The following is a 13,763-nucleotide window of genomic DNA, read 5'->3' as shown; positions in this document are numbered from 1 at the left end:
GTTCGTCTCTCTCTCGTGCTGCGGAGGGAAGAGGGCAGAGAGCCGACTTCACCTCCTAGAGCATCACGCATCGATCGACAGGTGCCTTCGTTTGTGCGCCGCCAATTGGACGGATCGGGAACTTTCCGTCCCATCTCACGGCACAGTCTGCCGCCGCTTGTCCGCCCGGCTGCCGCCTGTCTCTATCGGCTAGATGCGCGGGTGCCTGCCCGTGCGCGCCGTTGCGCCGGAAATGCGCGCGATCGGACGCCGCGCCGCGAAGACAGGGGATTGGAAGGCGCGGCACTTTGTTCCATGGGTTGCCGGAAATTTATCACAAAATCCTCCGCGCGAGGGAAAAACGGAGTCTGCATGGGTCTCTACTCCTGTCCAATGCTCCAAAAGGAGCTTCAGGATCATGGCTACCATTGCTCGCAGTGAGCCCTTGCGCTCGCCGGCACCCATAGCGAAGCCCGCCAGCAGGCGGCTGACCAGCATCGATGCCCTGCGCGGGCTGGTCATGGTCATCATGCTGCTCGACCATGTGCGCGAGACATGGTTCCTGCACATGCAGGTGTCCGATCCCATGGATGCGCGAGCGGTGATGCCGGCGCTGTTCCTCACCCGCTACCTGAGCACCATCTGCGCGCCGGTCTTCGTGGGGCTGACCGGGCTTTCCGCCTTTCTCTACGGACGCACGCACAGCGCGGCGCAAGTCTCGCGGTTCCTGGTCGAGCGGGGGCTGTTCCTCATGTTGCTGGAGCTGACGTTCGTCAATTTCGCGTGGACCGGGGTCTATCCCCCGCAGACGATCTGGTTCCAGGTGATCTGGGCGATCGGGGTGGCCATGATCGCGCTGGCGGCGATGCTGCACCTGCCGCGCAAGGCGATCTTCGCCATCGGGTTCGTCATCGTCTGCGGGCACAATCTGCTGGACGGGCTCCATGCCGCGCCGGGCAGCGCGCTTTTCGCCCCCTGGGCCATGCTTCATGAGCGTCAGGCCTGGGAATTCGCCGGGATCACTTTCAAGACCACATATCCGGTGCTGCCGTGGATCGGCCTGATCGCGCTGGGCTATTGCATGGGGCCGTGGTTCGCGAACGAGGTTCCCGCAGGGTTGCGGCGCCGGCGGCTCGTGCTGACGGGCTCCGCGATGCTGGCGGCCTTCTTCGTGATGCGGGGCCTGAACATATATGGCGACGCCCCCCGGTTCGTGGTCGAGGGCGATGCCCTGCGAACCGCGATGAGCTTCATGGCGCTGACCAAGTATCCGCCCTCGCTGTTCTACCTCCTGTTCAATTGCGGGCTGGGACTGGTGCTGCTGGCCGGGTTCGAGAAGATCGACGGCGGCCGCCTGTCGCAGTGGCTCTCGGTCATGGGCGGGGCGCCGATGTTCTTCTATCTGCTGCACCTCTACGTGCTGAAAGCGCTCTATGTGATCGCCTTCGCCATCTGGGGGGCGACCCAGGGCAAGTACTTCGGCGTCGACAGTCTTGCGTGGGTATGGGTCTGGTATGTCGGGCTGATCGTGCCGCTCTACTTCCCCACGCGCTGGTTTTCGAACCTCAAGAAGCGCCGCCGGGACATCTGGTGGCTGAAGTACCTGTGAGCGCGGGCAGGCTGGTGCGGCTGGCCGAAACAGGCCGCCGTAAGGTGTCGCTCTTCGTGGACGGCGATCAGATCGAGGCGCTGGAGGGGGACACCCTCATGGTGGCGGTGCTGGCGTCCTGCCCGGTGCTGCGGACCTCGGAGTTCTCGGCAAGTCGCCGTGCGGGTTTCTGCCTGATGGGCGCCTGTCAGGACTGCTGGATGTGGACCGAGGACGGCGGACGGATCAGGCCGTGCTCCACCCCGGTGGAGGAAGGTATCAGGGTGCGCACGTCGCCAGTCGGGGAAGAACAATGGCCCAACCTCGCGTAATCGTCATCGGGGCCGGCCCCGCCGGTGTCCGCGCCGCACAGACCTTGCTGGCCGCCGGGGTGCGGCCCACCGTGATCGACGAAGGCAGCATGGCCGGCGGTCAGATCTACCGCCGCCAGCCTCCCGGCTTCACCCGCAGCTACGACACGCTCTACGGGCCGGAGGCGGACAAGGCGCGCGCGGTCCACCGCGATTTCGATGCGCTGGCAGGCCGGGTGGATTATAGGCCCGAGACGCTGGCATGGGCGCTGCGCGAGAATACGCTTCACGTGATGCACGGCGGCGTGGCCGAGGCGCTGGAGTTCGATGCGCTGATCCTTGCGACCGGGGCCACCGACCGCCTCATCCCGATGCGCGGCTGGACCCTGCCGGGCTGTTTCAGCCTCGGCGGCGCCCAGATCGCGCTCAAGGCGCAGGGCTGCGCGATCGGTGCGCGGCCGGTGTTCATGGGAACCGGTCCGCTGCTTTACCTCGTGGCGTATCAGTACATGAAAGCCGGTGCGAAACCCGTGGCCGTGCTCGATACCTCTCCCGCTGCCGCCCAGCGCGCTGCCTTCCCCAGGCTGCTTGCCAGACCGGCCCTCGCGCTGCGCGGCGCGGCGATGCGCCTGCGCCTGCAAATGGCCGGGGTCCGCATCGAGAACGGGGTGGAGCCCGTGGCGATCGAGGGCGACGAGGGCGTGGTGGGCGTGCGCTACCGCAAGGTGCGGGGAGGCGAAGAGGCGCTGTCATGCGACGCGGTGGGCCTGGGCTACCATTTGCGCAGCGAAACCCAGCTTGCCGACCTTGCCGAGTGCGAATTCGTCTTCGACGAGACCATCGCTCAGTGGAAGCCCTGGACCGATGCCGATGGACGCAGTTCGCGACCGGACGTCGTGATCGCGGGGGACGGCGCGCGTGTTCTCGGCGCGGATGCCGCGGAGGCGGCCGGGCGGCTGGCGGCGCTTGCCGTCCTGGCCGATTGCGGATTGCAGGATACGGCGGCGGAACGGGCGCGCCTTCGCAAGGTGCTGGGCCGCATGGAACGGTTCCGGCAGGGACTGGCGCAGGCGTTCCCTTGGCCGGCGCATCTGGCGCGCGCGGTGGAGGACGATGTCGTGGTCTGTCGCTGCGAGGAGATCACGGCGGGCACCCTGCGCGCGGTTTCGCAGGAGAAAGGCGCGCCGGAGCTCAATCGGGCCAAGGCGCTGTCGCGCGTCGGCATGGGGCGCTGCCAGGGGCGCTACTGCGGCCACGCCGCCGCCGAGATCCTTGCCGGTTCGCGGGGCTGCCCGCTCAAGGATGTCGGAAGGCTGCGCGGGCAGGCGCCGGTCAAGCCGCTGTCGCTGGCCACGGTGGGCGCGCAGGCGCAGCCAGACTGATCCGCCGCGAACGGAATCCCGCAAGGGTCGCAAGCGAAAGGGCCGGATCGTTCGAACGATCCGGCCCTTTTATCGTGGTCCCTTGGCGGTGCGGCGATCAGGGACGCAGGATCGCGAAGAGCTTGCGCGTCGGGCCGATCCCCCGCCACGATGCGACCTGCCCTTGCGGAACCACGATGAAATCCCCCGGCCCCACGAGCGTCTCGTTGCCCTCGGCATCGCCAAAGGCGACTTCGCCTTCCAGGAGATACATCGCTTCCCAATGCCCGTAGGTCATCGGCAGGCGATGGTAGGGCGACGAACTCCAGGTGCCGCAATAGAACCCGCCATCGGCGCTGCGAAAGTCCACATGCTGGGCGCAGAGCGGCAATTGCTCTCCTGCCAGCAATCGCGGATCGGGCGTGGCGGAGGGTTCGTGCGGGGCATCCGGCGCGATCCGGACAAGGCGCGCGCCCTGGGGCCCCGGCCGGTCGGCCGAGATCGTGACCGCGCGGACGGGCTCATCCGCGCGCCAGTGAAAATCGCTGCCCATCGGCAGGATCGCGGCCTCGCCCGGCCCCAGCCGGATGGTGGCAGTGTCGGCGGTGAGGGACAGGGCGCCCTCCAGCACCAGCACGATCTCGCTGCCGGTGGCGGAGGCGATGCCGTGGCCCGGTTCGAGCAGGAGCGCCGCGATGCCGAGGCCGCCTCCGGGGACCGGCGCGGGCACGCGGGCCGTGGCCCAGTTCCCGCCGTCGCCGCTGCCGGGTGCAGGGGCGGCTGCGGCTGCGGCGGCGAAAGCGCGCAGGTTAACGAACGGCGCCGGGGGCGCCGTTTCCGTCACGGGTGCCGCATTCACAGGCCGAGCAGGCCCGGCAGGCCGGAGATGTCGGGAATCTCGTTGACCTCGTAATAGGCATTGAGCGGTTCGTGGCCGCGATTGACGAAGGCCTTCATCTTCACGCCCATGTCATAGGCGGTCAGCAGGTCGTAGCGGAAGCTGGATGAGCAGTGCAGCACGTCCTCGGGATTGCAGCCGAGACTGTCGAACATGAACTCGAAAGCCTGCATGCGCGGCTTGTAGGCCTGCGCTTCCTCGGCGGTGTAGACCGCGTGGAACGGCGCCTGAAGCGCTTTCACCGCGTGGGGGATGAGATCGACCATCGAGTTCGAGAGGATCACCAGCGGAAATTCCTCGGCGACGCGCCTGAGCGGCTCCACCACATCCGGGTGCGGGCCCCAGTTCGGGATATCGCCGTAGATGTATTCAAGGTCGCTGTCGCGGTACTCGATGCCGAGCTTGCCGCAGGAGCGCCTCAGCGCGCTTTCGATCACGTCGCGATAGGGTTTCCACGCGCCCAGCACTTCGTCGAGGCGGTAGGCGGAGAATTCCCGCACGAAGGCCTCCATGCGGTCGGCCTCGGGGAGGCGGTCGGCGTAGGCGCGGCGCGCGGCCGGCGCCATCTCGAAGTAGATCAGCGTGCCGTAGCAGTCGAAGGTGATGTATTTCGGGCGCAGAGCCATCTTCGCATTCCTTGTTGCGGGTCGGACAGGTCCATGATGTGTGCGGCAGGCGGGGCGGGCGATGGCACCGGCTTTGGCGCGGATCGCCGGGCCTGAAACCGTATCTCCTCTTTCCTGCGGTATATCCTGCCGCCTCGAGATCAGGCCGGACGATAGCCTGCGAAGCGGGTGATCGAATAGGGCGCCAGCGGGGTGTCGGTGGCGCCGGTGGCGATGAGCTGCGCCATCACGTCACCCACGCCCGGCCCCACCTGGAACCCTGCGCCGCAGAAACCGAAGGCATAGAATAGTCCCGACGTAGTGCCGCTTGGGCCCATCACCGGCACGTCATCGGCAAAGTAGCTTTCGACGCCGCTCCAGACGCGGATGATGTTGACCCGCGCGAATGCGGGCATCATCCGCCTGATCTGTTCCATCTGGCCGATGACGTGGCCGGGGATCACTTTCGCGCGCTTGCTGTCGATGGAGGCCGGGCCGCGCGTGGAACCGCCGATGACGATATTGCCCCGTTCGACCTGGCGGAAATAGACCGTCTCGTAAGTCGTGCCGACCGCCATCGAGATGCTGGGTTCGATCCGGTAGGGCAGCGGTTCCGTCACCGCCATGCCGGGCCCGGCCACCTCGATCGGCACGGGTTCCGCGAACATGGCCGAGAGGCGTCCGCCCCAGGCCCCGGCGGTGACCAGCAGGACCGGCGCGCGAAACTCTCCCCTGCCTTCGATCTCGACGATGAAGTCCCCGCCGTTTCGCGTCACCCCCGTCACTTCGGCGTTTTCCATCAGGTCCACGCCCTCACGCACGGCGGCACGCCCGAACGCCGGGGCGGTGAGGCGGGGATTGGCATGGCCGCCTTCGCGGTCCCATACCCCGGCGGTGATCTCCGGCCCGAGATAAGGGAAACGGTCTCGCAGCATGTTGGTGGAAAGCACTTCGAGGTCGAGCCCGCAATCGCGTGCGTCGCGCGCGTAAGTCTCGATCTTGTCCACGAATTCCGGGGTATAGGCGGCGCGCAGATGGCCGCGTTTCACATATTCGCAGTCCTCGCCGATCAGTTCGGGCAGGCGCTGCCAGATCGCGTGAGCGCGCAGGGAGAGCGGGAGCTGATGCAGCCAGCGGCCCTGGCGGCGGACATTGCCGAAATTGGTGCCGCTGGCCGCCTGGCCGACGAGATCGCGCTCGATCAGCCGGACCGAAAGCCCCCGGCGTGCCAGGAAGAACGCGCTCGACGCACCCATGATGCCGCCGCCGACCACGATGACGTCGCTGTGCCGGGCTTCGGGTTTCTTCATCGCGGTGTCTCCGGGCATCCGGTTGTGCGGGGTAGGGCAGGCATCCTAGGAACGCCAGTCGAGGAAGCGGTACCAGGCCCCCACAAAAGGCAGGAACCACGGCGGCCCGATGTGCCCGGGGATGGGCTTGAAGGCCTTGCCGTCCAGCGGGTTGGCATCGGCTTCGCCGGCGATGAGGCGGGCCATGCGGTCGCCGATGAAGCCGGAGAACTGCGCGCCGTGTCCGCTGAGACCGACCGCGTAGTGCAGCCCATCGTGGACGCCCGCGCGCGGCAGGCGATCGGGAGTCATGTCCAGCACGCCGCCCCAGGTATAGTCGATCCCGATTTCGGCCAGCGCAGGAAAGATCTCGGCCAGCGCGCGGCGCAGGATCGCGCCGCTTTTCGCGTCGCTGGCGGGGTCGGACAAGGCGAAGCGGGCGCGGCCGCCGAAGATCAGGCGGTTGTCGGCGGTGAGCCGGAAGTAGTTGCCGATGTTCTTGCTCGTCACGCAGTTCCGCCGTCCGGTCATGGTTGCGGCGACCTGCGTTTCGGAGAGCGGCTCTGTGGCGACGATGAAGCTTCCCATCGGGATCGTGCGGCGCCGGATCCAGCGGAACGGGCCTTGCAGCGAGGGGCCGGTGGCAAGGAACACGGCATCGGCGGTGACATTGCCTTTCGGGGTCGTCACCCGGTGGCGGCCGCCGGCAAGGCGTTCGATCCCGGATGCCGGGGCATTCTCGAAGATCGCGGCGCCGTGGCGCGCGGCTGCTTCCGCGAGACCGACGCCGAAGCGGCCCATGTGCATCTGCGCGCCGCGCGGCATGACGATCCCGGCGTGAAACGCATCGGAGCGCACCTCGCCTTGAAGCGCTGCCCGGTCGAGGAAGACCAGGTCAGGCTCGACATGGCGGGCGAGAAATTCGCCCGCCCGCTTGAGACCATCGACATGGCTGGGCTTGGCCGCCAGCTTGATCTTGCCGTTGCGCACGAAATCGCAGTCGATCGCTTCGCCGCGCACGGTCTCTTCGACGAAATCCACCGCGCTGTCGTAAAGGCCGTAGAGCCGCTTTGCCTCTTCCAGCCCGAGGCTGGCGGCCAGCCCGGCAAGGTCGCTCGCCGTGCCGTTGTTGCAATGCCCGCCATTGCGGCCCGAAGCCGCCGCCGCGACTTCGCCGGCTTCGACCAGCACGGTGTCGATCCCGCGCATGGCCAGGGTGCGCGCCGCCGAAAGCCCCGTAAAGCCGCCGCCCACCACGACGACCGAGGCCCGCGCCGGAACCCGACCTTCCCGCGCAGAGGCGAAGGGCGTCCGGGTGTCAGTCCAGTATGGCTTGATCTGCATGTCTCGCATTTGCTCCGGAACGTGGCCCTGCTGTTTGCGGAAGGGTCTTTGCGGGGCCGGTCAGTCGGCGAAGTCGATGAGGGCGGTCTTGACCTGCTGTGCCGCCTCGAAGGCCTGCTTGCCAAGGTCCCTGCCATATCCCGAGGATTTGAATCCCCCGGTCGGCAGCACGAAGTCGCCGCTGCGGCCGTAGCGGTTGATCCAGACGGTGCCGGCCTCGATGGCGCGCATGGCACGCATGGCGCGGCCGATGTCTCGGGTGTGGACGCCTGCGGCAAGGCCGTATTCCGGATGGTCGGCCAGCGCCATGGCTTCGGCTTCCCCGGCAAAGGTCTGCACGGCCAGCACCGGGCCGAAGATTTCCGACCTGACCGCCTCGCTCGACATGTCGACATGCGTGAGGATGGTGGGAGCGTAGAACGCGCCCTTGCCGCAGGCCTCGATCCGCTGCCCGCCCACGAGAACCTCGGCGCCCGCCGCGCGCGACCGTTCGACGATGCCTTCGATCCGCGTGCACTGAAGGTCGCTGATGATCGGGGGAAACGTGGTCGCCCCGTCCCAAGTTGCGCCGGGGCGCACTTGCGCGAAATGGCCGGCGATCCGCTCCACCAGTTCTCCGGCGATGCTTTCGTGGGCGATGAGCCGCGATCCGGCGACGCAGACCTGCCCGGCGTTGCCGGTAATCGATTTGGCGATGGCCAGCGCCGCGCGTTCGATGTCGGCATCGTCATGGACGATCTGCGGGCTCTTTCCGCCCAGTTCGAGGGTGGCGGGCTTGATCCCGGTTTCGGCGCAGGCCGCCATGACCCGCGCGCCGGTGGCGGTCGATCCGGTGAAGCTGACCTTGCGGACCCGCGCGTGGCGGACGAGATCGTCGCCCACGGCATTCCCGGTTCCCTGCACGACATTGAACAGCCCGGCCGGAAGCCCCGCCTCGATCGCCAGCTCTGCGAGGCGCAGCGCGCTGTAGGGGGTCATTTCCGACGGCTTGACCACCACCGCATTGCCCGCCGCCAGGGCCGGGCCCACTTTCCATGCAGTGGTCACCATCGGGAAATTCCACGGGATGACGAGTCCGATCACGCCATAGGGCTGGCGCAGCACCATGCCCAGGTTGTCCGACCGGGTGGCCGCCACTTCGCCGCCCTGCTTGTCCACCAGTTCCGCGAAGAAGCGCAGGCATTCGGCGGCATTGGTCACGTCCCATGCGGTGCTGTCGGCGATGGGGCGGGTGGAGCAGAACGATTCCAGCCGGGCGATCTGCCGGGCGTCGCGCTCGATCAGGTCGGCCCAGCGGCGCATCACCCGGATGCGGTCCCGCGGGGGGCAGGTTGCCCATCCGCTTTCCGCGAAGGCCCGGTGCGCATCCTCGCAGGCTTCGTCCACCTGTTCCCAGGAGGCCGAATCGAGATCGCAGTGGATCGTGCCGTCGGAGGGGCGGTTGAGTGGCACCGCCTGTCCCAGCCCCCGCACCCGGCGGCCGCCGATGAAGTTCGATTGTCCCGTGATTTCAACAAGGGATGGGTCGAAACCGGTATCGCTCATGACGCACTCATCTCCGCTGCAAGGCGGCAGGATCGCCTGCCTGGTCCTTCACGGCCGAAGCTACGGGCCCTCGGTGGCAGGATGTTCCGAATTTGCAGGCGGCCCGGCCGAAGCTGCCGCCTGCCGGGGCATCGTCGGAAGCTCCGTCTTGCCGCGCGGTTCTAGGATCGAAGGGGAAGACCGGATCTACAGGACATGGAGCAGCAGATGGACGCGCACCAGGAACTCGAAGCGATCGCAGCCCTGCTGCCCGATGTCACCGCGATCCGGCGCGATATCCACGCGCATCCCGAACTCGCTTACGAGGAGCACCGGACGGCCGGGATCGTCGAGCAGGTCTTGCGCGGCCTCGGCTTCGAGGTTGCGACGGGGATCGGGGGAACCGGTGTCGTCGGCACGTTGCGGCGCGGCACGTCGCGCCGGTCGGTCGGGCTGAGGGCGGACATGGACGCGCTCGGCTTCCAGGAGGAGACCGGGTTGCCCCATCGCAGCACGGTGGACGGCAAGTTCCACGGATGCGGGCATGACGGGCATACGGCGATGCTGTTGGGCGCGGCGCGCCATATTGCCGCGTCGGTCGAGTTCGACGGCGTGGTCCACTTCATCTTCCAGCCGGCAGAGGAAGGGCTGGGCGGCGCGAAGGCGATGATCGACGACGGCCTGTTCGAGCGCTTCGCCTGCGACGAGGTCTATGCCGTCCACAACTGGCCGGACCTTCCCGCCGGCCATTTCCAGACCCGCAGCGGACCGATCATGGCGGCAGCGGACCGTTTCGAGATCGTCATCACCGGCAAGGGCGGCCATGCGGCATTGCCGCACCAGACGCCCGATGCGATCCTGGCGGCGGCCGATCTGGTCCTTCAGCTCAACACGATCGTCGCGCGGCGCGTGCCGGCGAGCGAGACGGCGGTGCTTTCGGTGACGATGGTGCAGGCGGGCAGCGCGCACAACGTGATCCCGGCGGAAGTGCGGGTGATCGGCACGGTGCGCAGTTTCGAACCGGCGGTGCAGGACCGTATCGAGGCATCGCTGCGCGCCATGGTTGCCGGAACCGCACGTAGTCACGAGGTCGATGTCGCGGTGGTGTATGACCGGTATTACCCGGCCACCGTCAACGCGCCGTCCTGCGCGGATCGCGCGCTGGCGGCGGCAGCCCTGATCCCGGGTGTGAACAGTGCGCCGGCGCCCGTGCCGGCGTTCACTTCGGAAGATTTCTCGTTCATGCTCGAAGCGAAGCCGGGCGCCTATTGCTGGCTCGGGCAGGGGGCCGGTGAAGGTTCCCCGGCGCTGCATAATCCGCATTACGATTTCAACGACGCTGTCAGCGGAACCGGGATCGCCTGGTTCGCCAACATCGTCCGCCTTTCGCTTGGCGCGCCTCTGGAAGAAGGCGGCGCCAAGGAGATGGGGGCTCAGTAGCCGCGTGTCCGGTCGACCTCGCCGGGCAGGGCTTGCCCGGCAAGGTCGCGGCGCAAGTTGTCGATCAGGGCATGGACTGCCGTTTCGATCCGCGTCACGCCGGCCACGTGCGGGGTCACGAGAATGCGGGGATCGGTCCGGAAAGGGTGGTCCTGGGGCAGGGGTTCCACTTGCGACACGTCGAGCATGGCCGAGGCGATCCGTCCCTCGTCCAGCGCGGCCAGCAGGTCATCTTCCACGAGATGTCCGCCGCGCGCGGCGTTGACGAGGCGGGCGCCGTGCGGAAGCCGGTCGAACAGATCGCGCGAGAGGATGCCGCGCGTCTCGTCCGTCAGCGGCAGAAGGCAGACGAGGATGTCGGTCCCGCCCAGGAAGGCACCGAGTTCCCCGGCGCCGGAGAAGCACTCGGCGCCTTCGATCCGGCGCGGGCTGCGGTTCCAGCCGCGCAGGCGGAAGCCCAGCGGCGCCAGCATGGTGAGGGCCGCGCGCCCCAGTTCGCCCAGCCCCATCACGCCCACGCTGCGCTCCTCACACAGGAGCGTTGGCAATTGAGTCCAGCCGCCCCGGCGCTGCGCCTCGATGTAGAACGGCAGGTCGCGGTGCAGGGCGAGGACCGAGGCCGCCACGTACTGGGCCATGGTCGTGGTGATGCCGGGTTCGATCATGCGCACGATGCGGACGTGTTCCGGCACCAGCGACAGGTCGAGCTGGTCGATCCCGGCGCCGATGCTGAACAGCACTTCCAGCCGCGGCAGGGCGGCGATCAGCTGCGGGCTCAGCGTCCAGGCCACCAGATAGCGGATGTCCCGGGCATCGCCGATTTCCGGCCAGCAGCGGAATTCAACCTCGGGCAGGGCATGGCGGAATTCGGCCTGCCAGGCACTGGCGCGCTCGCTCGGGCCGACATGAAGGATGGCGCTCATGGCATTTCCCGGGTCATAAACTCTTGGATGGCACCCTGCTCCCTCGTGGATTTTTCCGGAATGGCTCGTGCTCGTATCGGAAAATATTGAATATATACATATTGCCGCGCCTTCCCTCCTTGCGCCGAGCCATTTTGCCGCGAACCTAGTTTGCTCGCCGCCGGATTGCCAAGCCGGCAAGCGATCTGCCGCGCTGTGAAGGGGGCAGGCGATCGAGGCCGCTCCTGTTTTTTACGGGAGCGGCCTCGGCGGATGTACGGTGGATTGCCGTCAGAAGGAGAAGTCGGCGCGCAGCGTGATGGTGCGGGGCGTGCCGGGCGTTATCCAGTAACGGTGGTAGGAGGCGGCGTACCAGGTCTTGTCGAAGAGATTGGTGACGTCGAGGCTGAACTTGATCTGCTCGCTCGGCTTGTAGCTGGCCATGGCGCGGACAAGGGTGTAGCCGGGCAGCCAGAAATCGTAGCCGGTCTCGCCCAGTCGCTTGCTGGCCGCGCTGATGCCGCCGCCCAGCGTGAACACGCCGGCATTCCCGGCATCGAATTCCTTCGTCACCAGCAGGTTGCCGGCATGCTTGGGGATGTTGATGAGCGGATCGCCGGGGTTGATGGTCAGGCCGAATGCGGGGTCGAGCGCGGATTCGGTCCAGACGGCGTCGGTATAGGCGTATGTGGCGTAGAGCTTGAACCCGCCCGGCAGGTTGGCGTTGATATCTGCCTCGATGCCCCGGCTGCGCGCCTTCCCGCCCGCGAGGCTGAACCCGGCATTGAGCGGGTCGGCGGTCAGCACGCCGTTCTTCTTCATGTGGTACGCCGCGAGCGAGGCGGTGATCGCGTTGTCGGGCGAAACGTAGCGCAGCCCCGCTTCGTAGGACTTGCTGGTTTCCGGTGCAAAGGCGCTTCCCGCCGCGTCCACGCCGCTGTTGGGGCGGAAGCCGGTGCCGTAGCTGGCATAGAGGCTGAAGGTGTCGGTCAGTTCGTAGAGCAGGCCGACGGAGGGGCTGAAGCGGGTTCGGGTCGAATGGATGCCGGTGTCGATCTTCTGGTTGAAGTGATCGAAGCGGCCGCCGCCACGGATCTTGAACCGGTCGGTGATGTCGATCTGGTCCTGGAAATAGATACCCCAGGCACGCTGCGTCTCGAAAGTGTCCTGGACCACCGAGGATGTCGCCGGCAACTGGCCGTAGACCGGGTTGTAGATGTCGATCGCATTGTTGGCCGCCGTGATCGGCGATCCGGCGGTGTAGGCGGCGGGACGGAACCGCATCGAGAGCGTATCGATCTCGAACTTGTCCCAGTCGGCGCCGATCAGCACGTGGTGCGTGAAGGGCCCGGTGCGCAGCTTGCCCGAAATCTCGGCGCGGGCCGCCATGTAGGTGGTGTCATAGTCGCGGTAGCGGCGCTGGCGGGCGAGATAGTTTCCGGTCTCCTCCAGGGTCTGGCGGCTGCCTGACAGTTCGGCATCGCTGGAGTAGCCGTCGAAAGTGGTCTCGCGGTAGTTGAAGCCGGCCAGCACCACCCAGTCCCCGCCAAGGTCCTGCTGGGCCTGCGCCTGATGACCGAAGACGGTGATGTGATTGGGGCCGTCACCGGGCTCGCCGAAGAAGCGCGAGCGCGGAACCACGCCCAGTTCGCCGTCGACCGCGATCGTGCCGCGATCGAAGAACACGTACTGGTCGACGACCTCCATCTCGTAAGTCAGCGTGGTGTTCGCGCCGGGCCGGAACAGCACGGAGGGCGTGAGCACCTTCTTGCGTGACCAGATGTAGTCGCGGAAGCTGTCGGCCTCCTGCGCGGCGCCGTTGACGCGCAGGGCCAGGCTGTCGGTCAGCTTGAGGTTGTAGTCACCCTCGATCCGGTAGGTGTCGTAGCTGCCGCCGGAAACGGCGAAGCTGCCGAAGCTGTCGTCCGTGGTGGCCTTCTTGGTGATGATGTTCACCGTGCCGCCCGGTTCGCCGCGCCCGAAGACCGCGCCGTTGGGGCCTTTCAGGATGTCGATCCGTTCGATGTTCGATGCATCGCGCGGGCCGCCATAGCCGCGTCCGCCGTTGAACCCGTTGACCAGGAAGCCGCTCGGGAAGTTCTCGTCGCCTGCGAAGCCGCGTATGGCGAAGGCGTCCCACAGGCCGCCGAAGTTGTTCTGGCGGGCAATGCCGCTGGCGAGATCGAGCGCGCTGTCCAGCCGGGTGATGTTGAGATCGGCCAGCATCTTGCCGTCGATCTGCTGGATGCTTTGCGGCACCTCCTTGAGCGGCACGTCGCCGCGATACTGTTCACGCTTGCCGTTGACGACGATGTCGCTCGCCGATGCATTCTCGGGTGCCGCCGCCTCCTCGGCGCAGGCAGGAAAGGCGATCATCGCGCAGCCCGTGGCGAGGGCGATGTTCAATGCGGACTTCCATCGTGTCATGTCGTGACCCCTCATAAGGTGCGTTGTCTGTCCTGCCTGCTTTTTTCGCTCGCCCTATTCCTGTGCCGGGCCTGCATCTGTCCGGTCTTGCGTGG

Annotated in this window: 11 protein-coding genes; 4 read left to right on the top strand and 7 right to left on the bottom strand. The window is 67.1% G+C overall.

The window, feature by feature from the left end:
* Positions 1-397: 397 nt before the first annotated feature.
* The 3 genes from ACXJ16_RS23680 to ACXJ16_RS23670 are packed head-to-tail and all read left to right on the top strand — an operon-like array spanning position 398 to position 3,260.
* Positions 398-1,588 carry an acetyltransferase domain-containing protein gene (locus ACXJ16_RS23680; protein WP_324699907.1) on the top strand — a complete coding sequence of 397 codons (1,191 nt, stop codon included), beginning with the start codon at positions 398-400 and terminating at the stop codon, positions 1,586-1,588.
* Positions 1,570-1,899, top strand: a complete 330-nt coding sequence (locus ACXJ16_RS23675) for a (2Fe-2S)-binding protein (RefSeq protein WP_324699906.1) — start codon at positions 1,570-1,572, stop codon at positions 1,897-1,899. Before ACXJ16_RS23680 ends, ACXJ16_RS23675 begins: the two co-directional genes overlap by 19 nt.
* The gene (locus ACXJ16_RS23670; RefSeq protein ID WP_463922340.1) at positions 1,881-3,260 is read left to right on the top strand and encodes an FAD/NAD(P)-dependent oxidoreductase; all 1,380 of its coding nucleotides are present in this window, start codon (positions 1,881-1,883) and stop codon (positions 3,258-3,260) included. The genes ACXJ16_RS23675 and ACXJ16_RS23670 overlap by 19 nt, the downstream gene beginning before the upstream one ends.
* A 97-nt stretch (positions 3,261-3,357) precedes the next feature.
* Here the strand turns inward: ACXJ16_RS23670 and ACXJ16_RS23665 are convergent, their stop codons facing one another.
* From ACXJ16_RS23665 to ACXJ16_RS23645, 5 genes are all read right to left on the bottom strand, one after another.
* Positions 3,358-4,098: a cupin domain-containing protein gene (locus ACXJ16_RS23665; RefSeq protein ID WP_324699903.1), complete on the bottom strand. Its 741-nt coding sequence runs from the start codon at positions 4,096-4,098 to the stop codon at positions 3,358-3,360.
* A complete protein-coding gene (locus ACXJ16_RS23660) occupies positions 4,095-4,763 on the bottom strand; it encodes a haloacid dehalogenase type II (RefSeq protein WP_463922339.1) in 669 nt (222 codons plus the stop codon). The genes ACXJ16_RS23665 and ACXJ16_RS23660 overlap by 4 nt, the downstream gene beginning before the upstream one ends.
* Before the next feature lie 140 nt (positions 4,764-4,903).
* Positions 4,904-6,052, bottom strand: a complete 1,149-nt coding sequence (locus ACXJ16_RS23655) for an NAD(P)/FAD-dependent oxidoreductase (RefSeq protein WP_454797928.1) — start codon at positions 6,050-6,052, stop codon at positions 4,904-4,906.
* Positions 6,053-6,097: 45 nt separating this feature from the next.
* Positions 6,098-7,375: an NAD(P)/FAD-dependent oxidoreductase gene (locus tag ACXJ16_RS23650; RefSeq protein ID WP_463922338.1), complete on the bottom strand. Its 1,278-nt coding sequence runs from the start codon at positions 7,373-7,375 to the stop codon at positions 6,098-6,100.
* Between the two features lie 60 nt (positions 7,376-7,435).
* Entirely contained in the window at positions 7,436-8,920 is a 1,485-nt protein-coding gene (locus tag ACXJ16_RS23645) for an aldehyde dehydrogenase family protein (RefSeq protein WP_463922337.1), read from the bottom strand.
* A 195-nt stretch (positions 8,921-9,115) separates the two neighbouring features.
* On the opposite strand from ACXJ16_RS23645, the gene ACXJ16_RS23640 reads away from it, so the two are divergent.
* Entirely contained in the window at positions 9,116-10,339 is a 1,224-nt protein-coding gene (locus tag ACXJ16_RS23640) for a M20 aminoacylase family protein (RefSeq protein WP_463922336.1), read from the top strand.
* On the opposite strand, the gene ACXJ16_RS23635 is transcribed toward ACXJ16_RS23640, so the two are convergent.
* Positions 10,333-11,262: a 2-hydroxyacid dehydrogenase gene (locus ACXJ16_RS23635; protein ID WP_463922335.1), complete on the bottom strand. Its 930-nt coding sequence runs from the start codon at positions 11,260-11,262 to the stop codon at positions 10,333-10,335. The two genes, ACXJ16_RS23640 and ACXJ16_RS23635, sit on opposite strands and share 7 nt — an antisense overlap.
* A 270-nt stretch (positions 11,263-11,532) precedes the next feature.
* The gene (locus ACXJ16_RS23630) at positions 11,533-13,668 is read right to left on the bottom strand and encodes a TonB-dependent siderophore receptor (protein ID WP_324699893.1); all 2,136 of its coding nucleotides are present in this window, start codon (positions 13,666-13,668) and stop codon (positions 11,533-11,535) included.
* Positions 13,669-13,763: the final 95 nt, after the last annotated feature.

Source organism: Novosphingobium sp. TK71 (genome assembly GCF_055361505.1).
The sequence above is the reverse complement of the archived record's forward strand: the minus strand, read 5'-3'. Positions and strand labels throughout refer to the sequence as shown.

Excerpts from the sequence above, each read along its gene's own strand:
- ACXJ16_RS23670 (WP_463922340.1), top strand. The coding sequence starts at position 1,881 with ATGGCCCAACCTCGCGTAATCGTCATCGGGGCCGGCCCCGCCGGTGTC.
- ACXJ16_RS23650 (WP_463922338.1), bottom strand. The coding sequence starts at position 7,375 with ATGCAGATCAAGCCATACTGGACTGACACCCGGACGCCCTTCGCCTCT.
- ACXJ16_RS23645 (WP_463922337.1), bottom strand. The coding sequence starts at position 8,920 with ATGAGCGATACCGGTTTCGACCCATCCCTTGTTGAAATCACGGGACAA.
- ACXJ16_RS23680 (WP_324699907.1), top strand. The coding sequence starts at position 398 with ATGGCTACCATTGCTCGCAGTGAGCCCTTGCGCTCGCCGGCACCCATA.
- ACXJ16_RS23635 (WP_463922335.1), bottom strand. The coding sequence starts at position 11,262 with ATGAGCGCCATCCTTCATGTCGGCCCGAGCGAGCGCGCCAGTGCCTGG.
- ACXJ16_RS23655 (WP_454797928.1), bottom strand. The coding sequence starts at position 6,052 with ATGAAGAAACCCGAAGCCCGGCACAGCGACGTCATCGTGGTCGGCGGC.
- ACXJ16_RS23640 (WP_463922336.1), top strand. The coding sequence starts at position 9,116 with ATGGAGCAGCAGATGGACGCGCACCAGGAACTCGAAGCGATCGCAGCC.
- ACXJ16_RS23660 (WP_463922339.1), bottom strand. The coding sequence starts at position 4,763 with ATGGCTCTGCGCCCGAAATACATCACCTTCGACTGCTACGGCACGCTG.
- ACXJ16_RS23630 (WP_324699893.1), bottom strand. The coding sequence starts at position 13,668 with ATGACACGATGGAAGTCCGCATTGAACATCGCCCTCGCCACGGGCTGC.